Source organism: Allobosea sp. TND4EK4 (genome assembly GCF_900156025.1).
Lineage (GTDB): Bacteria > Pseudomonadota > Alphaproteobacteria > Rhizobiales > Beijerinckiaceae > Allobosea.
Genome location: NZ_FTMO01000001.1, coordinates 157,976 through 176,879 on the forward strand (window position 1 = coordinate 157,976; position 18,904 = coordinate 176,879).

Sequence of the window (18,904 nt, forward strand, 5' to 3'; positions counted from 1 at the left end):
TACCGCCGCAATCTAGCAACATTCCCGCCATCCGGTTGCAGGAGCGCAACGGATTGTGATCGCGCGGCGCCGGAGGCCGGCCAAGCAGACCAGAACAGGCGGGGTCGTCCCGGGCGACCAGCGGAGACCCGGGATCCATGCCGGAACCTTGATGGGGAAGGCTCCGGCATGGATCCCGGATCGGCGCCGCTTTGCGGCTTGTCCGGGATGACCCGCGCCTTTTGCGAGGCCGGGGTCGGCGAGTCCCGAGCCGTTTCTCTCGCAGCCATGCATCTCCCAATCCCTCCCGCTCTTGCCGCTTTCGCGCCGACATCGTAACGCGTAGGCCGAGTTGAAGCCGGAAGAGTCCTCATGAACGCGCATGTCCGCCCCGCCGACCCGAAGAAGCTGATCAAGGGCGCGACCGGGGATTGGGAAGTGGTGATCGGGATGGAGATCCATGCCCAGGTCACGTCCAACGCCAAGCTGTTCTCCGGCGCCTCGACCGGCTTCGGCGCCGAGCCGAACGCCCATGTCAGCCTCGTCGACGCGGCGATGCCCGGCATGCTGCCGGTGATCAACGCCGAATGCGTGAAGCAGGCCGTCCGCACCGGGCTTGGCCTCAACGCGCAGATCAACAACCGCTCGGTCTTCGACCGGAAGAACTACTTCTATCCCGACCTGCCGCAGGGCTACCAGATCAGCCAGTACAAGAGCCCGATCGTGGGCGAAGGCGAGATCGTGGTCGACCTCTCGCCGACCGAGCAGATCACGGTCGGCATCGAGCGGCTCCACCTGGAGCAGGACGCCGGCAAGTCGATCCACGACCAGCACCCCACCATGAGCTTCGTCGACCTTAACCGCTCGGGCGTGGCGCTGATGGAGATCGTCTCCAAGCCGGACCTGCGCTCTGCGGACGAGGCCAAGGCCTATGTCTCGAAGCTGCGCACCATCCTGCGCTATCTCGGCACCTGCGACGGCGACATGGAGAAGGGCAACCTGCGCGCCGACGTGAACGTCTCCGTCCGCAAGCCGGGCGACGGGCTGGGGACGCGCTGCGAGATCAAGAACGTCAACTCGATCCGCTTCATCGGCCAGGCGGTCGAGACCGAGGCGCGCCGCCAGATCGGCATCATCGAGGATGGCGGCACGATCGACCAGGAAACCCGCCTCTACGATCCCGGCAAGGGCGAGACCCGCTCGATGCGCTCCAAGGAAGAAGCGCATGACTACCGCTATTTCCCGGACCCGGACCTGCTGCCGCTGGAATTCGACGACGCCTTCGTGGCCGAGCTGAAGTCCCACCTGCCGGAACTGCCGGACGCCAAGAAGGCCCGCTTCATCGCCGAATACGGCCTCTCGCCCTATGACGCCTCGGTGCTGGTCGCCGAGCGCGAGCAGGCCGATTATTTCGAGCAGGTGGCCAAGGGCCGCGACGGCAAGGCCGCCGCCAACTGGGTGATCAACGAACTGTTCGGCCGCCTCAACAAGGAAGGCAAGGAGATCGGCTCCTCGCCGGTCTCCGCCAGCCAACTCGGCGGGCTGGTCGACCTGATCGGCGAGAACGTCATCTCCGGCCGCATCGCCAAGGACCTCTTCGAGATCCTCTGGACCGAGGGCGGCAACCCGCGCGAGATCGTCGAGGCGCGCGGGATGAAGCAGGTCACCGACACCGGCGCCATCGAGAAGGCCGTCGACGAGCTGATCGCCGCCAATCCCGACAAAGTCGAGCAGGTCAAGGCCAAGCCGACCATGCTGGGCTGGTTCGTCGGACAAGCGATGAAGGCCTCGGGCGGCAAGGCCAACCCGCAGGCGCTGAACGATATCCTGAAGCAGAAGCTCGGGATCGAGTGATGACCAGAAGGCGAATCGTTGTTGAAGAAGAGAACCCTCCAAGCCCCTTTGGAAAATGGATAGAAAGAAACAGGAAGAAGCAAAAGCTCTCCGTTGCCGATTTGTCGGACATTTCCGGGGTATCGAAACCTCAATTATATAACATAATACGCGGAATAACCCAGAATCCTACTGAAGAAACTCGAACAAAACTTGAGAGCGCACTAAAGATTGTTACTCCGAAAACGATCATTGAAGAAGAACAAAAAAGTACATCGGTTGGAAAATTAGGGTCTCTCGAAGATTTTGACCCACACGATCTTGAGTCTATTCCAAATGAGTCGGGCGTATATGTTTTTTACGATATCAGCGAGAGACCGATATATGTCGGCCGATCAGCGAATATTCGACGCAGAATAAAACAACATCAAGACCGATTTTGGTTTAAGCAGCCCATTGTTCAAAAGGGCTCACTGATCAGAATACCTGATCAAGAACTAAGAAAGCAAATTGAAATTATTCTAATTAGATTCCTTAAATCGAATGCCGTACTGAACCAACTCTTAGTAGACCGAGATCTCTCCGATAACGAATAAAACTCATCTTTGGAGGAGTTTCTTGATTAATGGCCTCGTCATCCGCGATGCCGAAGCCGGCGACCTGCCGGCGGTGCGGGGGCTGCTGGTCGAGACCTGGCACGCGACCTATGACGGCCTCTATGGCTGGCAGCGCGTCGCCGAGATCACCAATGCCTGGCACTCGCTGGAGAACCTCTCCAGCCAGCTCGGGCGCGAGGAAGGCGTGTTCCTCGTCGCGCTGATCGGCGAGGAGATCGTCGCCACGGCGTCCGCGCGCAAGGAACGCGACCGCACGGCACTGCTGACGCGGCTTTACGTCCTCCCGGCCTGGCAGGGCACCGGCATCGGCCGCACGCTGCTGCAAGTGGCGCTGGCCTGCTTTCCGGAGGCTCCTGTCGCCAAGCTGGAGGTGGAAAGCCGCAACGAGGCGGCGATCGCCTTCTACGAGCGCATGGGCTTCTTCCTGCAGCGCCAGGCCCGTTTCGACGGCCGCGACGATGCGCCCAACACGCTGCTGATGGCCAAGCGCCTCTTCGTCGCATGATCGACCGCCCCATCGCCCGACCGGGAACCCGCCGATGACCGCCCTGCCCGTTTCCGCCCCCGAAATCACCATCCGCCGCGCCAAGGCGGGCGACGTCGCCCGCATCGCCGAGCTCATCATGCTGGGCGCCGCGACACAGACCATGACGCCCGAAGCGATCCGCGAGGAGGCGCGCCATCCCGGCTACGAATCCGCCTTCGCCGAGATTGACGCCAGCCGTGACAACGGGCTCTTCGTCGCCGAACGCGACGGCGAGGTGGTCGGCACCTTCCAGGTCACGCTGATCCCCGGCCTCGTCGCGCGCGGCCGCAAGCGCGGCAAGATCGAGAGCGTGCATGTCGCGCCGGAATGCCGCGGCATGGGCATCGGCAAGATCATGATCGGCCACGCGCTCGCCTTCGCCGAGCAGCAGGGCGTCGGCCTGATCGAGCTCAGTTCCAACAAGTCTCGCCTGGACGCCCATCGCTTCTACCGCAATCTCGGCTTCGACCAGAGCAATGAGGGCTTCAAGAAGCAGCTCGGCGGCTGACCGCCATCGGGCGGTATCGACAAGCCGGGATGCGCCGTGCAGGGTCGGGCCATGCCTCCTGAGGGACGACGATCCATGACCCGTGCCGCCACGGTTTCCAGCCAGACCCTCGCCCGCCGCATCGCCCAGGGGCATGGCGAGGAGCCCGCGGATGTCGTGATCAAGGGCGCGAAGCTGCTCGACCTGATCACCGGCGGGCTGGTGGACAGCGACATCGCGCTCTGCGGCGACACCATCGTTGGCACCCATGGCCGCTACGAGGGCAAGCGCATCATCGATGCGAGCGGGCTCGTCGCGGTGCCGGGCTTCATCGACACCCATCTGCACATCGAATCCTCGCTGGTGACGCCGCTGGAATTCGAGCGCTGCGTGCTGCCGCATGGCGTCACCACCGCGATCTGCGACCCGCACGAGATCGCCAATGTGCTCGGCAGTGATGCCTTCCGCTATTTCCTCGCCTGCGCCGAGGCGATGCGGATGGATCTGCGGATCAACCTGTCGAGCTGCGTGCCGGCGACGCATCTGGAGACGGCCGGCGCAAGGCTGGAGGCAGCCGACCTTGTGCCCTTCATGGACCACGCCAAGGTGATCGGGCTCGCCGAATTCATGAACTTCCCTGGCGTGATCCATCGCGATCCGGCCTGCCTCGACAAGCTGGAGGCGTTCTCCCACCGGCATATCGACGGCCATGCGCCGCTGGTGCGCGGGATGGATCTCAACGCCTATCTCGCTGCCGGCATCCGCACCGACCACGAGACCACCACCGCCGAGGAGGCGCGCGAAAAGCTCGCCAAGGGCATGACGGTCCTGATCCGCGAAGGCTCGGTCTCGAAGGATCTGGAGGCGCTGATCCCGCTGATCTCGCGCGACGCCTCGCCCTTCCTCGCCTTCTGCACCGACGACCGGAACCCGCTCGACATCGGCGAGGAAGGCCATCTCGACTACATGATCCGCACCGCCATCGCGCGCGGGGCGGATATGCTGGCGACCTACCGCATCGCCTCGCATTCGGCGGCGCGCAATTTCGGCCTGTTCGACCGCGGCTTCATCGGGCCGGGCAAGCGGGCCGACATCGTGCTGGTGGAGGACCTCGCGGCCTGCTCGGTGAAGCAGGTGATCGCGGGCGGGCGGCTGGTCGAGGAGGCGCTGTTCACGGATCGCACGGCGGTGGCGGCGGTCGGCCATGGCAGCGTGAAGTGCCGGCCCGTGACGCCCGAGGCCTTCCGCGTAAAGGCGCGCGACGGCGAGACCCCGGTGATCGGCGTCGTACCGGGGCGGATCATCACCGAGCGGCTGGCGATGGCCCTGCCCTCGCGCGACGGTGACGCCCTGCCCGATCTCGGTCAGGACGCGATCAAGGTTTCGGTGATCGAGCGGCATGGCAAGAGCGACGGGCCGGCCGCCGACATGGCCACCGGCTTCGTCCATGGCTTCGGGATGAAGCGCGGCGCCATCGCCTCCTCCGTCGGGCATGACAGCCACAATCTCTGCGTGGTCGGCGTCGACGACGTCGCGATGGCGGCGGCGGTCAACCGCCTGATCGCGATCGGCGGAGGCTTCGCCGTCGCGGATGGCGAGCGCGTGGTGGCGGAGCTGGCGCTGCCGGTCGCAGGGCTGATGAGCGAGCAGCCCTTCGAGACGGTGCGGCACGATCTGGAAACCCTGCGCGCGGCGGCGAAAGCCCTCGGCGTCGTGCTGGCGGAGCCCTTCCTGCAGGTGGCGTTCCTGACGCTGCCCGTGATCCCGCACCTCAAGATCACCGACAAGGGGCTGGTCGATGTGGATGCGTTCGAGCTTGTGTGATCGGCGTCGCTCGAACACGAGGCATCCCGGGCGAAGCGAAGCGTAGACCCGGGATCCATTCCGGAGCGTTTCCGGCAAAGGTTCAGGCACCGCTCCCGGGTCGGCGCGGCTTCGCCGCTTGTCCGGGGCGACGGCCCGGTTGATCGTTCGAGCCGGTCGTCAAGGGGACGAGCGGCACAGCCTCAGAATTCCTCAGGAAATGGAATCCCTTCCGCCTGGGCCTTCGCGCGCAGGCTCAACCGGCGCATCCCGGGCAGGCGGGTGCCGGGCTGGTCCTCCACCGCATGGGCGAGCTGGCGCATGCGTTCGTCGAACCAGTGCCCGCCCATGCCGGCGGGATCGATGGCGAGGACGAGCTGTCCCGTATCGGATGGCCCGCCCTCGGCGTCGATGAAGGAGGAGGCCTCGGAGGCGAAGCGGGCGCCGACCAGCGCGGCCGCCAGAATCTCGACCATCATCGCCAGCGTCGCGCCCTTGGCGTCTCCGAGCGGGACCATGGTGCCGGCGAGAGCCGCGGCTGCGTCGGTGGTGGGATTGCCGGCCTTGTCGAGGGCCCAGCCCTCGGGGATCGGCTCGCTTTTCTGCCTGGCGGCGACGATCGGCCCGCGGGCGACCTTGGACAGCGCCATGTCGATCACCAGCGGATCGCGGCCGGCCAGCGGCGCGGCAAACGCGATGGGGTTCGTGCCGAAGACGGGCTTGGCGCCGCCCCAGGGCGCCATCGCCGCCGGGGTGTTGGCGAAGAGCAGCGCGACCATGCCCTGCTTCGCCAGCCGCTCGACATGCAGGCCGGCGGCGCCGCAATGACTGGAATGGCGGATCGGCGCGATGGCGACGCCCTGCTCGCGCGCGATCTCCGGCAGCTCGGCCACTGCGAGGTCGATCGCCGGATAGGCGAAGCCGTGGCGGGCGTCGATCGCCAGCACGGCGGGCTTCGGGCGGCCCGCGACCGGCACCGCCTGCCCGTCGATCTTGCCGGCCTTCAGCATGGCGAGATAGGTCGGCACCCGCGAAAGGCCGTGGCCCTTCAGCCCGTCCGCCTCCGCCATGACGAGAGCCCAGGCGACCGAGGCGGCATTGGCGGAGGAGGCCCCCGCGGCCGCGAAGATTCCGGTCAGGCGCGCTTCGGCATCGGCGAGCGAGAGCTTCACAGCCTGTCCTCCAGCGCTGCCATCACCCGCTCGGCGACCAGGCCGGAGACGCGGCCGTTCGATTCGACGGTATTGCCGGCGATGTGCGGGGTGAGGATGAGATTCGGCGTGCCGGCGAAGAGCTGTGCGGCGTCCTTGCCGAGCGGCTCCTGCGCGAAGACGTCGAGCGCGGCGCCGCCGAGGCGGCCGGCCTTCAGCGCCGCGACCAGTTCGGCCTCGTCCATGACGCCGCCGCGCGCCGCGTTGACCAGGATCGCATCGGGCTTCATTTGTGCGAAAGCGGCCTTGCCGATCACGCCCCTGGTCTCGTCGGTGAGCGGCAGATGCAGGCTGATCACGTCGCTGCTGGACAGGACGCCGTCGAGTTCGAGGCGCTCGACCTGGTTCCAGGCCGGATCATCCGCGGGAACATAGGGGTCGTAGGCGGCAATGGTCATGCCGAGAGCGCGGGCATGGTGGGCGACGTCGCGGGCGATGGCGCCGAAGCCGACCAGCCCCATGCGCTTGCCGGCGATCTCGCGGCCGATCAGCTTCGTCTTGGGGAAGGTGCCGGCCAGCATCGCGGCATTGGCGAAATAGGCGCCGCGCAGCAGCGTCATCGCCGTGCCGATGACGTATTCGACCACGGAGAGGCTGTTGGCGCCCGTCGCCGGGAAGACGCGGATGTCGCGGGCAGCGCAGGCGGCCATGTCGATGTTGTCGAGCCCGACCCCGAGGCGCCCCACGACCTTGAGGTTCTTCGCCGCGTCCAGCACGGCGCCGCGCACCTGCGTCTGGTTGCGGACGATCAGCGCCGGAACGTCGGCCAGGAGCCTTTCCAGCTCGTCCGGCTTGGCGAAGAGATCGGGATCGTGATGGACGTCATAGCGGGCCCGCAGGGCCTCCACCGCCGCCTCGTCCATGAATTCGGTGATGACGATATCGGTCATGCTGTTCCCTGCCCTGCGCCGGCCGCCGGAGGCTGAGGCGCGATGTCGACGATGAATTTCAGGCGCGGATCGGGCCCGTAGATCGGCGCGACGAAGGTCTCGACCAGCCGGCCGCCATTCTTCTCGATGACGTGGCGCGAGGCGAGGTTCGTGGCGTCGCAGGTGATGACGAGGCGCGGCAGGCCGATCTCGCGCGCCTGCTCCCGCATCGCCTCCAGCGCCGCCGTAGCATAGCCATTCCCGGCGAAAGCCGGACGGATGCTGTAGCCGACATGGCCGAGCACATGCGGCGGCAGCGCTTCCACCGCCCTGCCCGCCTCGTCCTCCAGCCAGCGCAGGTTGATCGCGCCGACGAAAGGCTCGCCCGGCCGGTCGAGCGCGAAGACCCAGCGCACCCGGTCCGGGATCTTGTCGACCTCGGTGCCATCGTCCAGGCGGATCCTGCCGCCTCGGCCGACAAGCTTGCCCAGGAAGGCGTCCGGATCGGCCGCGATGGCGGCAAGCTGCTCCGGCGCAACATTGCGGACGGTATTGGGCGACCAGCCCTCCCGCAACGCCGCCTCATAGGCGCCCAGCAGCGCCCTGTCCGGAACCCTCAACGCAATCCGCGCCGACACCGAAGCCCCCTAGAGCAACGGATCGCCGTGCGTCCTTGCGGAGGCGCGGCGACCTGCGGCACCGTGCCGCTTACGCACTGCGGTATAGCTTGGTCATCGAGAACTCGCGATGGCCGAGCGCCTCCGCAGCCGTAAGGCGGCCATTCGCCGTGCGCACGATGTTCTGGATCAGCGCATCGCCGGCTTCCGGGATCGTCATGTCGCGGCGCAGGATGCCGGAGACGTCGACGTCGATATGCTCGGGCATGGTGCGCATCGTCTTGGGGTTGCCGGTGATCTTGATGACCGGGACGATCGGGTTGCCGATGACGTTGCCCTGCCCGGTCGGGAAGGTGTGGATCACATAGCCGCCCGCCGCCATCAGCGTCACGCATTCGGCCGCGGCCGAGGAGGTGTCCATGTAGTAGAGGCCCGGCCCGCTCTTGGGCGCCTCAGCCGGCTCGAGGATGTCGATGAACTTGCACTCGCGGCCGATCTTCTCGAGGTTGCCGAGCGCCTTTTCCTCGATCGTCGTCAGGCCGCCGGCGATGTTGCCCTTGGTCGGCTGCGAATCCGAGAGGTCGTCGGTCTTGTGGGCCTCGATGACGTCGTCCTGGTAGGCCTTCCACATCTTGTACCAGCGCTCGCCGACCTCCGGCGTCGCCGCGCGGGCCTTGCAGAGGTGCTCTGCGCCGGTGATCTCGGAGGTCTCGCCGAAGACGCCGTAGACGCCGCGCGGGATCCACTTGTCGTACATGTTGCCGACGGTCGGGCAGGAGGAGAGGCCGGTGGTGGTGTCGGACTCGCCGCATTTGGTCGAAATCCAGAGATCCTCGATGCCGCATTGCTCGCGCGGCAGCTCGGTCGCCCACTGCAGGAACTCCTTGGCGACATAGGAGGCCTTGGCGATGGTGGCGATGTCGCCATGGCCCTCGATGCCGAAGCCAACGACAGGCTTGCCGGTCTTGGCGATGCCGTCGACGACGCGCTTGGTCCAGCCTTCCTCGATGCCGATGACGACGACAGCGGCGACGTTCGGGTTGGAGCCCGTCCCGATCAGGGTGCGGAAATGGACCTCAAGATCCTCGCCGAACTGAAGGCGGCCATAGGCGTGCGGGATCGCCAGCGTGCCCTTGACGTTGTTGGCGACGGCCTCGCAGGCCGCGTTCGAGAGGTCGTCGAGCGGCAGCAGCACGACGTGGTTGCGCACGCCGACGCGGCCGTTCTCGCGGCGCCAGCCCATGAAGGCGTCGAGCGCGGAGCCGCTCGGGCGCTTGATCATCGGGACCTTGAATTCAGGAGCTGCAATCTCGCGGCCCTTGATGGCGTCGAGATCGCCTTTCACCAGATCGAAATTGGCGACGATGGACATGGCGTTTCCTTTGGTCTGGAGCAGGCTCGACCCGGAGGGAGCCGCTGCTTTTCGGGAGTCTGTCTCGGCAGTTGGCGGCGCTTCTTGAGACGCCGAATCACCAATGCTTGCGGATCAGCAGCGCTTGGCGGTCACCAGCGCTTGGTCTTGGCGTTGTGAACATGGAGGTGCTCGCCCTGCTTCACGTCGGCGACCGCCTTGCCGATGTCCTGGCCGTATTTCCAGATGGTGTCCCCGGCCTTGATGTCCTGCAGCGCGACCTTGTGGCCGATCGGAATGTCCATCTTCGCCGTCAGGCGGAAATCGGAATTGTCGTGCGTGACGACGCCGAGCATGTCGGTGCCGGCCTTCAGGCCTTCGACCACGACGACCCCGACCGTATCCTTCTTTTCGTGAACCAGCAGATGCGGATTGCTCATGAAAACCTCCCTCTCCTCCAATCGTCGACCGCCTTCGAAACAAGCGCTCGACGGCGTTATATTTTATGTCTTATATAAGACCGATGACCATGTTCAAGCCCGAAATTGACGGAGGGGTCGCGGAGGCGGGAGAGCCGCTGGGATTCCGCCCGCTCTATCGGCAGGTGAAGGCGATCCTGCTGCGCCGGCTGTCGGATGGCGTCTGGGCGCCGGGGGGCCCCCTGCCCAGCGAAGGCCAGCTCGCCGCCGAGATCGGTGTCAGCCAGGGCACGGTGCGCAAGGCGCTCGACGAGCTGGCCGCCGAGAACCTCGTGGTGCGCCGGCAGGGCCGTGGGACCTTCGTGGCCGAGCATGACGAGCGGCGCATCCTGTTCCAGTTCTTCAAGCTGGTGCCGGACGATGGCGAGCCCCGGTTTCCCGAGAGCACGGTGCTCGAGGTGACGGTCCAGCACGCCGACGCGGAAGAGCGGGCCGCGCTCGAGCTGGCCGACGGAGCACAGGTCGTCCGCATCCTGCGCCTGCGCGCGCTCGGGCCACGGCCGCTGATCGTCGAGACGCTGAGCCTGCCGCACACGCTGTTTGCCGGCATCGAGACGGCGCCGGTCCCGAACAACCTCTACAGCCTCTATGCTCGCCGCTATGGCGTCACCATCGCCCATGCCCGCGAGCGGCTGAAGGCCGTCGCCCTGTCGCCCGCCGATGCGGAACGGCTCGGCGCCGCGGCGGGGCAGCCCGCGCTGCGCATCGACCGCATCGCCCTTTCGCTCGACGGCTCGCCCGTCGAGCTGCGCATCAGCCTGTGTCTGACGGAGGAGGTCCACTACCTGTCCGAACTGCGCTGAGCATCAAGCACGACCAGGTTTTCAAGAAAGCCGCCGAAGAGCGGCCCATCACAACCGGAGGAAACACATGCTTGCGACGCGACTTCTCAAGACCTTGACCCGGCGGGCCGCTGCCGCCGGGATGCTGGCCTGCCTGTCCGCAGGGGTCATGCCCACGGTAGCCTCGGCACAGAACTACCCGACCAAGCCGATCACGCTGATCGTGCCCTTCGCGGCCGGCGGGCCGAGCGATGTCATCGCGCGGCTGCTCGGCGAGCATATGGGCCGCACGCTCGGCCAGACCTTCGTCGTCGAGAACATCGCCGGCGCCGGCGGCACCGCCGGCGCCAAGCGGCTCGCCTCCGCAGCGCCGGACGGCTACACGCTGCTGATCCACCATCTGGCCCTGGCAGCGGCTCCGTCGCTCTATGGCAATCTCGGCTACGACACGCTGACCGCCTTCGCGCCGGTGGGACTGGTCAACACCGGCCCGATGGTGGTCGCAGGCAAGATGGCGCTCCCGGCCACCGATGCGAAGGCCTTCTTCCCCTATCTGAAGGAGCAGGGCGACAAGGCCTCGATCGCCCATGCGGGCGTGGGCTCGAATTCGCATCTGTGCGCCGTGCTGCTCTCGCAGGCGTTGGGCGCCAAGTTCACGCAGGTGGCCTATCGCGGCACCGGGCCGGCGATGAACGACCTCGTTTCCGGTCAGGTCGATGCGCTTTGCGACCAGTCGACAACGGCCGTGCCGCAGATCCAGGCCAACACGATCCGAGCCTATGCGGTGACCTCGGCCGCGCGGCTCGACGTTCTGCCCGCGGTCCCGACGACAAAGGAGGCCGGCGTCGCGCTCGATATGACCATCTGGCACGGGCTCTACGCACCCAAGGGCGCGCCCGACGCCGCCCTCGACAAGCTCAACGGCGCCCTGCAGGCGGCGCTGAAGGACAAGGCCGTGCTCGAGCGCTTCAAGGCGGTGGGAACCGGGGTCTTCCCGCAGGCGGAATGGACGCGCGCGGCCCATGCCACGCGCTTCAAGGCCGAGGTGGAGAAATGGGCCGTCTCGCTGAAGGCCGCCGGCGTCACGCCTCAGTGACAGCGGATCGCCCGTCCACGCTCGCCTGGGCGGGCGGCCCATGCTACCGCGGGGGCCATGACCAAGGCCCCCGCTCCCGCCAGCCGCATCGTGCCGCTCGAGGCCTTCATCGAGCTGCCGTCTCACGCAAGGCTGCTGGGGCTCGATCTCGGCAGCAAGACGATCGGGCTCGCATTGTCGGATGTGAACCGCCAGATCGCCAGCCCGCTGGAGACGATCCAGCGGGTCAAGTTCGGCATCGACGCCGCGGCGCTGCTGAAGATCTGCGACAAGCACCAGATCGCCGGGCTGGTGATCGGGCTGCCGCTCAACATGGATGGAACCGAGGGCCCGCGCGTGCAGTCGACGCGCGCCTTCGTCCGCAGCCTCGCGCCGCTGACGCCGCTGCCGATCGTCCTTCAGGACGAGCGCATGTCGACGCTGGCGGTGACGCGGACACTGCTCGACGCGGACGCCTCGCGCGCCAAGCGCGCGGCCGTCGTCGACAAGATGGCCGCGGCCTACATTCTCCAGAGCGCGCTGGACCGGCTGGAGCGCATGCTGCCTCCCGACGAGGACGAGCTCGGCGGCTAGGCCCCCTGCCGCAGGGAAAGGCAATCCGACACGAAAAGGCCCGCGCCGGATGGCGCGGGCCTCATTTTCAATGATTGCGAACGATCTCAGCGATAATCGCGGAAGTCGTAGGGCTGGCGGTAATAGCCATAGGCCGGAGCCGGCGCGTAATAGACCGGCGGCGGGGCTGCATAGTAGCCGCCGTCGTAATAGGGATCGGCCGCGCGCGAGTTGGCCGCAGCGGCGGCTGCGCCGAGGATGCCAAGGCCGACGATGCCGGCCGCGATTCCAGCGCCGCGGTTGCCGCCGCGCCAGTGACGGTGGCGATACTGGCTGTATTCCGCCTGCACCTTGTCGAGCTTCGCGGCATCGAAGGACGCCGTCTGCGCGATGGCGGGCACAGCGAGCCCGCCCACCGCGACGCTCGCGGCGGTGACGGCGATCAAAGTCTTATTCCTGAAAGACATCATGACGATATCTCCTTTCCCGGGCTCTGCCCGAAGTCTCATCAGCTTCGGGCCACCCTGTTGAATGAGACCTGAACCAATCGCGGCCGCTTTGCGGCGCAGGCAGGGCCGCCTCGTGCTGACGCGCTTGCCCGCCTCGCTGCCGTGTGACAGGTCGGCTCGGTCTTCGGGCGATCAACGTTCCGCGACATCCGTAGTTCCCCCTCGTTCTTGCCGAACGGTTTCTGGCAGCCGCCATGCTCAACAGCCTGATCGCCGTCTTCCTCGTCATCGCCACGGGCTGGTTCCTGAAGGCGCGCGGCATCGTCGCGCAGCCGCAATGGCTGGGTGTGGAGCGCCTGACCTATCAGGCCCTGTTCCCGGCGGTGGTGATCTACACGCTGGCGATGGCCGATCTCAGCGCCCTGCCCGTGCTGGCCATGGGACTCAGCCTGGTGCTGGCGATCCTGAGCGTCGCCGCGCTGCTGCTGCTGGCGCGGCCGCTGATGGCGCGGGCCGGAATTGGCGGACCGGCCTTCACCTCGGTCTTCCAGGGCTCGGTGCGCTGGAACACCTTCGTGGCGCTCGCCCTCGCCTCGAGCCTGCAAGGGCGCCTGGGCGCCACGCTGATGGCCATCGCGGTCGCCAGCATGATCCCCCTGCTCAACGTGATGTGCGTGCTCGTCCTCGCCCGCTACGCCGCCGGAACCAAGCCGATGAGCGCGGCTGCGACCATCCGCTCGATCCTCTACAACCCCTTCATCTGGTCCTCGGCGATCGGACTGGCGCTCAACCCGTTCCAGGGGTTCCTGCCTGCCGCTCTCACCGGCTATCTCGATATCCTCGGCCGCGCCTCGCTCGGGATCGGGCTGCTCGTCGTCGGAGCGGGTCTGGACCTGAAGCGGCTCGCGCGCCCGACGCTGGCGCACGGGCTCGCGGTCACGCTGAAGCTGGTGCTGATGCCGGTGCTCGCCTGGTTCTTCGCGCACCGGCTGGGCGTCACCGGGCCCGCCCTGAGCATGACCATCATCGCCGCCGCGGTGCCTACCGCGACCGCCGCCTATTTCCTGGCGCGGGAGCTCGGCGGCGATGCGCCGCTGATGGCCGAGATCACCACGCTGCAGACCCTGCTGGCCCTCGCGACGCTGCCCGTCGCGATGTTCCTGCTGGGTTAATGAAGCACGATAGAATGTTGTAGAAATGTACACTTTATGATTGCATCATGCTCCTGACGTAACGCGAGCGGGCGCTTGCCCGGTCGGCCAAGGGAGTTGCTCCGCCATGTCGGGAAAGGCGTGCGATACGCTCGATATCGATACCGTTCCGCAGCCCCCCGAGCACGCGCAGGTGGCCGACCTGCCGCTCTCGGCCCTGGAGGTCGCCACCTTCATCGAGAGCATGACGGCCGAACTCCGGTTGATGGCCCGCGGCGTCAGACTCGATACCCTGTGCTATTTCCTGGAGATGGCGCGGGTCGAGGCATCGATCCAGATCGAGCAGATCGCCGCCCGTCCCAGAGCCTGAAACGCCTGAGCGAGCGTCAGGCCGGTCGGCGGGTCAATCCGCCGCCGGCATGGCGCTGGACCTGGCCCGACAGTTCCATCTCGACCAGCGCGCGGCCGACCTCGCGGGCCGAGTAGCCGCTGCTGCGGACGAGATCGTCGAGCGAAACCGGCGTCAGGCTGAGCAGCCCCAGCAGATGCCCATCGATCGGACCTGCGGGCTCAGGTGCCGGCATCGCGGCGGCCGGAGCGGGCAAGAAGCTGTCGCCGCCGGCATGATGGGCGGGGGAGCCCGGCACCCCCGGCAGATCGAGCTCGTCCCAGAGCGGCTCGCGCGACGAGAACGATGGCTCCGGCTCGCGCATCGCCGGCACCGCTCCGAACAGGTCGCGGCCTTCGCGCCCCAGCAGAGGCTGGAGCGCTTCGACGACATGGCCGGCCTCGGCGCAGAGTGTCGCGCCCTCGCGAATCAGGTGGTTGCCGCCCTCGGCGCGCGGGTCGAGCGGTGAGCCGGGCACGGCGAAGACGAGCCGGCCCTGCTCGTTGGCGAACCGCGCGGTGATCAGCGAGCCCGAGCGGCGCGCCGCCTCGACCACGACGGTCGCCAGGGAGAGCCCCGAGACGATGCGGTTGCGGCGGGGAAAGTCGCGCCCGCGCGGCGCCCAGCCCAGCGGCATCTCGCTGACCAGCGCGCCTTGCGCCCGGATGCGTTCGGCCAAGGGGGCGTTCTGCGGCGGGTAGAGGCGGTCGAGCCCGCCCGCGAGCACGGCGATGGTGCCGGTCGGGAGGCTGGCCTCATGGGCAGCCGTGTCGATGCCCCGTGCCAGGCCCGAGACGATGACGAAGCCGGCCTCGCCGATGCCCAGCGCCAGCCGGCCGGTGAATTTCAGGCCCGCCGTCGAGGCATTGCGGGAGCCGACGAGCGCGACGCCGGGCTGCTGGAGGGCCGCCGTCTCGCCCAGCACAGCGATCAGCGGCGGCGCCGAATCGATGGCCTGCAACGGCAGTGGATATTCCAGCTCGCCAAGCGCGATGAAACGGCCCCCAAGGCGCCGCAGCGCCTCCATCTCCTGCTCGGCTTCCGCCAGCGGGCACAGGCGGATGCCACGTCCCGCCTGCCGGGCGAGATCGGGCAAGGCGTCCAGCGCCGCACCGGCCCCGCCGAAGCGGCTCGTCAGGGAGCGGAAGGTCCGGGGGCCGATGCCCTCGCAGCGGATCAGGCGGAGCCAGTCGAGGCGCTGGCGATCGGAGAGCACGATCCCAGCCATGGTTACCGTTCAGCCCTTCTGGCCGATCTTGCCTTCGCGGCCGGCCAGCAGCCGGGCGATATTCTCCCGGTGCATGATCCAGAGCAGGACCGACAGGCAAGCCATGACCATCGCGGCCTGCGGCATCCCGAAGGCGAGCCAGAGCAGGAGCGGCGAGGCGATGCTGGCGGTCAGGGCCGAGAGCGAGGAGTAGCGGAAGAGCCAGGCCATCGCGATCCAGATCGCGGCGAAGGCGAGCGCGACCCAGCCCTTGAGCCCGATCAGGATGCCGAGATAGGTCGCGACTCCCTTCCCGCCGCGAAAGCGCAGCCAAACGGGGAAGACATGGCCAAGGAACGCGCCGACCGCCGCGATGAGCGCCGCCTGGGGACCGCCAAGCCAATGCCAGGCCACGAGCACGGCGGCGGTGCCCTTGAGCATGTCGCCGACGAGAGTCGCCGCCGCCAGCTTCTTGTTGCCCGTGCGCAGGACGTTGGTCGCGCCGATGTTGCCCGACCCGATGCTGCGCAGATCCGGTCCGCCGGACAGCTTCGTCAGGATGATGCCGAAGGGAATCGAGCCGAAGAGATAGCCGACGACGAGCGCGATCAGCGTGGCGGAGCCGGAGAGGCTCCAGGTCAACGTTTCAGCCATTCGGATCCTCGGATGCCGCTTGCAGGTTCAGGATAGAATTTCTCAATGCGGATAGGAAGGGAGCACGCCGTGACGCAGCGCCTTTCCGGCGAACGCGAGCGCTCCACATCAAACGGGTCATCCCGGGCGACCGCAGGGAGACCAGGGGATCCATGCCTGAGCCATCTTCGGAAGCGTTCCGGCATGGATTCCGGATCTTCGCTCCGTTACGTTCGGAATGACGGCGGGTTTTGGGCTTTGGAGCAGCGCAGCTCAGCCTTCCGCCTCATAGACCACCTGCCCGCCGACGAAGGTCGCCTGGACGATTCCTTGCAGGCGCGCCTCGTCGAAGGGCGAGTTCTTGGCGCGGGATTTCAGCTTGCGCTTGTCCACGACGAAGGGCGCATCGGGGTCGAGCAGGATGAGATCGGCCGGGGCGCCGGCCGACAGCACGCCGCTGCCGAGGCCGAGCAGAGCGGCGGGCTTGGTCGAGAGCGCCGCGATCAGCTGCGGCAGCCCGATCTGGCCGGACTGGACCATGCGAAGGGCCGCCGGGAGCATCGTCTCGATGCCGAGCGCGCCGTCCGCGGCCTCGGCGAAAGGCTGGCGCTTGGTCTCGACGTCCTGCGGGTCGTGATCGGAGACGACGACGTCGATGATGCCCTCGGCCAGCGCAGCGACCATGGCGAGACGTTCATCCTCGCTGCGCAGGGGCGGCGAGAGCTTGCAGAAGGTGCGGTAGTCGCCGACGTCGTTCTCGTTCAGCGTCAGGCTGTTGATCGACACGCCGCAGGTGACACGCAGGCCATCCTCCTTTGCGCGGCGGATCAGTTCGACCGAGTCCGCGCAGGAGATCATGGCGGCGTGGTAGCGCGCCCCGGTCGCGCGGGCGAGGCGCAGGTCGCGCTCCAGCATCACCGTCTCGGCCTCGGCCGGAATGCCCGGCAGGCCCTTGCGGCTGGCGAACTCGCCCTCGTTCATCACGCCGGAGCCGCGCAGGTCCGGGTCCTCGACATGGTTCATGATCAGCGCGTCGAAGTTCAGCGCATAGATCATGGCGCGGCGCATCACCTGCGGATTGCGCAGGCCCTTGGCCCCGTCGCAGAAGCCGACCGCGCCGGCCTCCAGCAACAGGCCGAACTCGGTGATCTCCTTGCCGTGGAGGCCCTTGGTCAGCGCGGCGCAGGGCAGGACGTTGACGATCGCCTTGTCGCGGGCGCGGCGCTTCAGGAAGTCGATGATGGCGGGGTCGTCGATCGGCGGGTCGGTGTCCGGCCGGCAGACGATGGTGGTGACGCCGCCGGCGGCGGCGGCCTGCGAGCCCGAGCCCAGCGTCTCGCGGAACTCGGCGCCCGGCTCGCCCAGGAAGGCGCGCAGATCGACCAGTCCCGGCGCCAGCACGAGGCCCCGCGCGTCGATGCGCCGGACGCCCTCGGCGGTCGCGGGCACGGCGCCCCATTCCACCGAGGCGATCGCGCCCCCGCGCAGGAGCACGGAGCCCGGCTCGTCGCGTCCCGAGACGGGATCGACCAGCCGCGCGTTGACGATCGCCACATCCTGCGTTTCAGCCATGATCGGTTCCATTGCGGCGTTCAGAGCCCGGCCCGCGCGCCAGGACGGAGCTCCAGAAGGCGACGAGCCCCCAGAACGAGATGCAGAGCAGCCCGCCGGCGATGACGATGAACCAGGTCCAGCCGGCGTGCGGATCGGCGACGAGATAACCCACCGCGACCACCAGATAGAGCCCGGTGAAGACGAAGCGCGCCCGCCCTATCGCTCCGACCAGCCAGGCGAGCGCGGTGTCCATCCCCCTCACGCATTCGGGAGATGCTGCGCGAGCGCATCGAGCACCGCCATCCGCACCGCCACGCCCATCTCGACCTGCTCGCGGATCAGGGACTGGGCGCCATCGGCGACCTCCGAGGAGATCTCGACGCCGCGGTTCATCGGGCCGGGATGCATCACCAGCGCATCGGGCGCGGCGCGCTCCAGCTTCTCGCGATCGAGCCCGTAATAGCGGAAATACTCCTTCGGCGAAGGCACGAAGGCGCCATGCATGCGCTCGAGCTGAAGGCGCAGCATCATGACGATGTCGGCGCCGTCGAGGCCCTTGTTCATGTCGGTGAAGATCTCGACGCCCATCCGGTCGATGCCGGCAGGCAGCAGGGTGGTCGGCGCGATCAGCCTGACCTTCGCACCCAGCGCATTGAGCAGGATGATGTTGGAGCGCGCGACGCGCGAATGCAGGATGTCGCCGCAGATCGCCACCGTCAGCCCCTGGATGCGGCCCTTGTTGCGGCGGATCGTCAGCGCGTCGAGGAGGGCCTGCGTCGGGTGTTCATGCGCTCCGTCGCCGGCATTGACCACCGAGCAGCCGACCTTGCGGGCGAGCAGATTGACGGCGCCCGCGGCGTGATGGCGCACGACGATGATGTCGGGACGCATCGCGTTCAGCGTCGCGGCCGTGTCGATCAGCGTCTCGCCCTTCTTCACCGAGGAGGAGGCGACCGACATGTTCATCACGTCGGCGCCCAGCCGCTTGCCGGCCAGCTCGAACGAGGCCTGGGTCCGCGTCGAGGGCTCGAAGAACAGGTTGATCTGGGTGCGGCCGCGCAGGGTCGCCGCCTTCTTCTCGACCTGGCGCGAGAGAGCGACATAGTCCTCCGCCCTGTCCAAAAGCCCCTCGATGTCGAGGTGGGACAACCCCTCGATGCCGAGCAGATGGCGGTGCGGGTAGAGCGGTGCTGGCGATGTCATTTGAAGCAGGCTGTTTAGGCGCGAGTCGGGCCTTGCGCAAGCCATTGGCGGCCGCGAAGGCGCCATGTGCCAGACGCCATGGAGGTTTCGCCCGAGGCGCGCTACCTCTCTTCCCTT

Annotated in this window: 21 protein-coding genes; 10 read left to right on the forward strand and 11 right to left on the reverse strand. The window is 67.4% G+C overall.

What is annotated here, in order from left to right; all coding sequences use genetic code 11:
* Positions 1 to 351: 351 nt before the first annotated feature.
* The 5 genes from gatB to ade all read left to right on the forward strand — a co-directional run bounded on the left by gatB (position 352) and on the right by ade (position 5,266).
* Positions 352 to 1,833, forward strand: a complete 1,482-nt coding sequence (gene gatB / locus BW981_RS00735; RefSeq protein ID WP_076435342.1) for an Asp-tRNA(Asn)/Glu-tRNA(Gln) amidotransferase subunit GatB — start codon at positions 352 to 354, stop codon at positions 1,831 to 1,833.
* Positions 1,833 to 2,408, forward strand: coding sequence for a helix-turn-helix domain-containing protein (locus BW981_RS00740; protein WP_076435343.1), 576 nt, complete (start codon positions 1,833 to 1,835; stop codon positions 2,406 to 2,408). Before gatB ends, BW981_RS00740 begins: the two co-directional genes overlap by 1 nt.
* Positions 2,409 to 2,430: 22 nt before the next feature.
* A complete protein-coding gene (locus BW981_RS00745; RefSeq protein ID WP_175624014.1) occupies positions 2,431 to 2,934 on the forward strand; it encodes a GNAT family N-acetyltransferase in 504 nt (167 codons plus the stop codon).
* A 34-nt stretch (positions 2,935 to 2,968) separates the two neighbouring features.
* On the forward strand, positions 2,969 to 3,463 hold the full coding sequence (locus BW981_RS00750; protein ID WP_076435344.1) for a GNAT family N-acetyltransferase: 495 nt from the start codon (positions 2,969 to 2,971) through the stop codon (positions 3,461 to 3,463).
* 75 nt (positions 3,464 to 3,538) lie between these two features.
* Positions 3,539 to 5,266, forward strand: coding sequence for an adenine deaminase (gene ade / locus BW981_RS00755; RefSeq protein WP_076435346.1), 1,728 nt, complete (start codon positions 3,539 to 3,541; stop codon positions 5,264 to 5,266).
* Positions 5,267 to 5,448: 182 nt separating this feature from the next.
* Here ade and BW981_RS00760 read toward each other — a convergent pair whose 3' ends face one another.
* The 5 genes from BW981_RS00760 to BW981_RS00780 all read right to left on the reverse strand — a co-directional run bounded on the left by BW981_RS00760 (position 5,449) and on the right by BW981_RS00780 (position 9,733).
* Positions 5,449 to 6,417, reverse strand: coding sequence for an Ldh family oxidoreductase (locus BW981_RS00760; protein ID WP_076435348.1), 969 nt, complete (start codon positions 6,415 to 6,417; stop codon positions 5,449 to 5,451).
* Positions 6,414 to 7,346 (reverse strand): hydroxyacid dehydrogenase, encoded by a 933-nt coding sequence (locus BW981_RS00765; protein WP_076435349.1) that lies wholly within the window; start codon positions 7,344 to 7,346, stop codon positions 6,414 to 6,416. Before BW981_RS00765 ends, BW981_RS00760 begins: the two co-directional genes overlap by 4 nt.
* Entirely contained in the window at positions 7,343 to 7,963 is a 621-nt protein-coding gene (locus BW981_RS00770; protein ID WP_244560177.1) for a GNAT family N-acetyltransferase, read from the reverse strand. The genes BW981_RS00765 and BW981_RS00770 overlap by 4 nt, the downstream gene beginning before the upstream one ends.
* A 70-nt stretch (positions 7,964 to 8,033) precedes the next feature.
* Positions 8,034 to 9,224 (reverse strand): UxaA family hydrolase, encoded by a 1,191-nt coding sequence (locus tag BW981_RS00775; RefSeq protein ID WP_076436674.1) that lies wholly within the window; start codon positions 9,222 to 9,224, stop codon positions 8,034 to 8,036.
* A gap of 221 nt (positions 9,225 to 9,445) precedes the next feature.
* Positions 9,446 to 9,733 carry a UxaA family hydrolase gene (locus BW981_RS00780; protein WP_076435351.1) on the reverse strand — a complete coding sequence of 96 codons (288 nt, stop codon included), beginning with the start codon at positions 9,731 to 9,733 and terminating at the stop codon, positions 9,446 to 9,448.
* 89 nt (positions 9,734 to 9,822) lie between these two features.
* Between BW981_RS00780 and BW981_RS00785 the strand changes: the two genes are divergently transcribed.
* The 3 genes from BW981_RS00785 to ruvX all read left to right on the forward strand — a co-directional run bounded on the left by BW981_RS00785 (position 9,823) and on the right by ruvX (position 12,223).
* Positions 9,823 to 10,575, forward strand: a complete 753-nt coding sequence (locus tag BW981_RS00785; RefSeq protein WP_076435353.1) for a GntR family transcriptional regulator — start codon at positions 9,823 to 9,825, stop codon at positions 10,573 to 10,575.
* A 67-nt stretch (positions 10,576 to 10,642) separates the two neighbouring features.
* Positions 10,643 to 11,650 carry a tripartite tricarboxylate transporter substrate-binding protein gene (locus tag BW981_RS00790; protein ID WP_175624015.1) on the forward strand — a complete coding sequence of 336 codons (1,008 nt, stop codon included), beginning with the start codon at positions 10,643 to 10,645 and terminating at the stop codon, positions 11,648 to 11,650.
* Between the two features lie 57 nt (positions 11,651 to 11,707).
* Positions 11,708 to 12,223 (forward strand): Holliday junction resolvase RuvX, encoded by a 516-nt coding sequence (gene ruvX / locus BW981_RS00795; protein WP_076435355.1) that lies wholly within the window; start codon positions 11,708 to 11,710, stop codon positions 12,221 to 12,223.
* Positions 12,224 to 12,309: 86 nt separating this feature from the next.
* Here ruvX and BW981_RS23345 read toward each other — a convergent pair whose 3' ends face one another.
* A complete protein-coding gene (locus BW981_RS23345) occupies positions 12,310 to 12,669 on the reverse strand; it encodes a hypothetical protein (protein ID WP_076436677.1) in 360 nt (119 codons plus the stop codon).
* Between the two features lie 236 nt (positions 12,670 to 12,905).
* On the opposite strand from BW981_RS23345, the gene BW981_RS00805 reads away from it, so the two are divergent.
* Together BW981_RS00805 and BW981_RS00810 are read left to right on the forward strand one after the other, a co-directional pair.
* A complete protein-coding gene (locus tag BW981_RS00805; RefSeq protein WP_076435357.1) occupies positions 12,906 to 13,823 on the forward strand; it encodes an AEC family transporter in 918 nt (305 codons plus the stop codon).
* 106 nt (positions 13,824 to 13,929) lie between these two features.
* Positions 13,930 to 14,172 (forward strand): hypothetical protein, encoded by a 243-nt coding sequence (locus tag BW981_RS00810; RefSeq protein WP_076435359.1) that lies wholly within the window; start codon positions 13,930 to 13,932, stop codon positions 14,170 to 14,172.
* Between the two features lie 16 nt (positions 14,173 to 14,188).
* On the opposite strand, the gene dprA is transcribed toward BW981_RS00810, so the two are convergent.
* The 5 genes from dprA to BW981_RS00835 form a co-directional block, all read right to left on the reverse strand.
* On the reverse strand, positions 14,189 to 15,409 hold the full coding sequence (gene dprA / locus BW981_RS00815; protein ID WP_076436678.1) for a DNA-processing protein DprA: 1,221 nt from the start codon (positions 15,407 to 15,409) through the stop codon (positions 14,189 to 14,191).
* An 18-nt stretch (positions 15,410 to 15,427) separates the two neighbouring features.
* Positions 15,428 to 16,051: a glycerol-3-phosphate 1-O-acyltransferase PlsY gene (gene plsY, locus BW981_RS00820; RefSeq protein ID WP_076435361.1), complete on the reverse strand. Its 624-nt coding sequence runs from the start codon at positions 16,049 to 16,051 to the stop codon at positions 15,428 to 15,430.
* Between the two features lie 252 nt (positions 16,052 to 16,303).
* Entirely contained in the window at positions 16,304 to 17,602 is a 1,299-nt protein-coding gene (gene pyrC, locus BW981_RS00825; RefSeq protein ID WP_076435364.1) for a dihydroorotase, read from the reverse strand.
* Positions 17,595 to 17,837 (reverse strand): hypothetical protein, encoded by a 243-nt coding sequence (locus tag BW981_RS00830; RefSeq protein WP_076435366.1) that lies wholly within the window; start codon positions 17,835 to 17,837, stop codon positions 17,595 to 17,597. The genes pyrC and BW981_RS00830 overlap by 8 nt, the downstream gene beginning before the upstream one ends.
* Positions 17,838 to 17,842: 5 nt before the next feature.
* Positions 17,843 to 18,787 (reverse strand): aspartate carbamoyltransferase catalytic subunit, encoded by a 945-nt coding sequence (locus BW981_RS00835; protein ID WP_076435368.1) that lies wholly within the window; start codon positions 18,785 to 18,787, stop codon positions 17,843 to 17,845.
* Between the last annotated feature and the right edge of the window lie 117 nt (positions 18,788 to 18,904).

Coding starts and splice junctions, on each gene's coding strand:
- BW981_RS00810 (WP_076435359.1), top strand. CDS start 13,930: ATGTCGGGAAAGGCGTGCGATACGCTCGATATCGATACCGTTCCGCAG.
- BW981_RS23345 (WP_076436677.1), bottom strand. CDS start 12,669: ATGTCTTTCAGGAATAAGACTTTGATCGCCGTCACCGCCGCGAGCGTC.
- BW981_RS00835 (WP_076435368.1), bottom strand. CDS start 18,787: ATGACATCGCCAGCACCGCTCTACCCGCACCGCCATCTGCTCGGCATC.
- ruvX (WP_076435355.1), top strand. CDS start 11,708: ATGACCAAGGCCCCCGCTCCCGCCAGCCGCATCGTGCCGCTCGAGGCC.
- ade (WP_076435346.1), top strand. CDS start 3,539: ATGACCCGTGCCGCCACGGTTTCCAGCCAGACCCTCGCCCGCCGCATC.
- BW981_RS00765 (WP_076435349.1), bottom strand. CDS start 7,346: ATGACCGATATCGTCATCACCGAATTCATGGACGAGGCGGCGGTGGAG.
- BW981_RS00740 (WP_076435343.1), top strand. CDS start 1,833: ATGACCAGAAGGCGAATCGTTGTTGAAGAAGAGAACCCTCCAAGCCCC.
- gatB (WP_076435342.1), top strand. CDS start 352: ATGAACGCGCATGTCCGCCCCGCCGACCCGAAGAAGCTGATCAAGGGC.
- BW981_RS00830 (WP_076435366.1), bottom strand. CDS start 17,837: ATGGACACCGCGCTCGCCTGGCTGGTCGGAGCGATAGGGCGGGCGCGC.
- BW981_RS00785 (WP_076435353.1), top strand. CDS start 9,823: ATGTTCAAGCCCGAAATTGACGGAGGGGTCGCGGAGGCGGGAGAGCCG.
- BW981_RS00750 (WP_076435344.1), top strand. CDS start 2,969: ATGACCGCCCTGCCCGTTTCCGCCCCCGAAATCACCATCCGCCGCGCC.
- pyrC (WP_076435364.1), bottom strand. CDS start 17,602: ATGGCTGAAACGCAGGATGTGGCGATCGTCAACGCGCGGCTGGTCGAT.
- BW981_RS00790 (WP_175624015.1), top strand. CDS start 10,643: ATGCTTGCGACGCGACTTCTCAAGACCTTGACCCGGCGGGCCGCTGCC.
- BW981_RS00805 (WP_076435357.1), top strand. CDS start 12,906: ATGCTCAACAGCCTGATCGCCGTCTTCCTCGTCATCGCCACGGGCTGG.
- plsY (WP_076435361.1), bottom strand. CDS start 16,051: ATGGCTGAAACGTTGACCTGGAGCCTCTCCGGCTCCGCCACGCTGATC.
- BW981_RS00775 (WP_076436674.1), bottom strand. CDS start 9,224: ATGATCAAGCGCCCGAGCGGCTCCGCGCTCGACGCCTTCATGGGCTGG.
- BW981_RS00780 (WP_076435351.1), bottom strand. CDS start 9,733: ATGAGCAATCCGCATCTGCTGGTTCACGAAAAGAAGGATACGGTCGGG.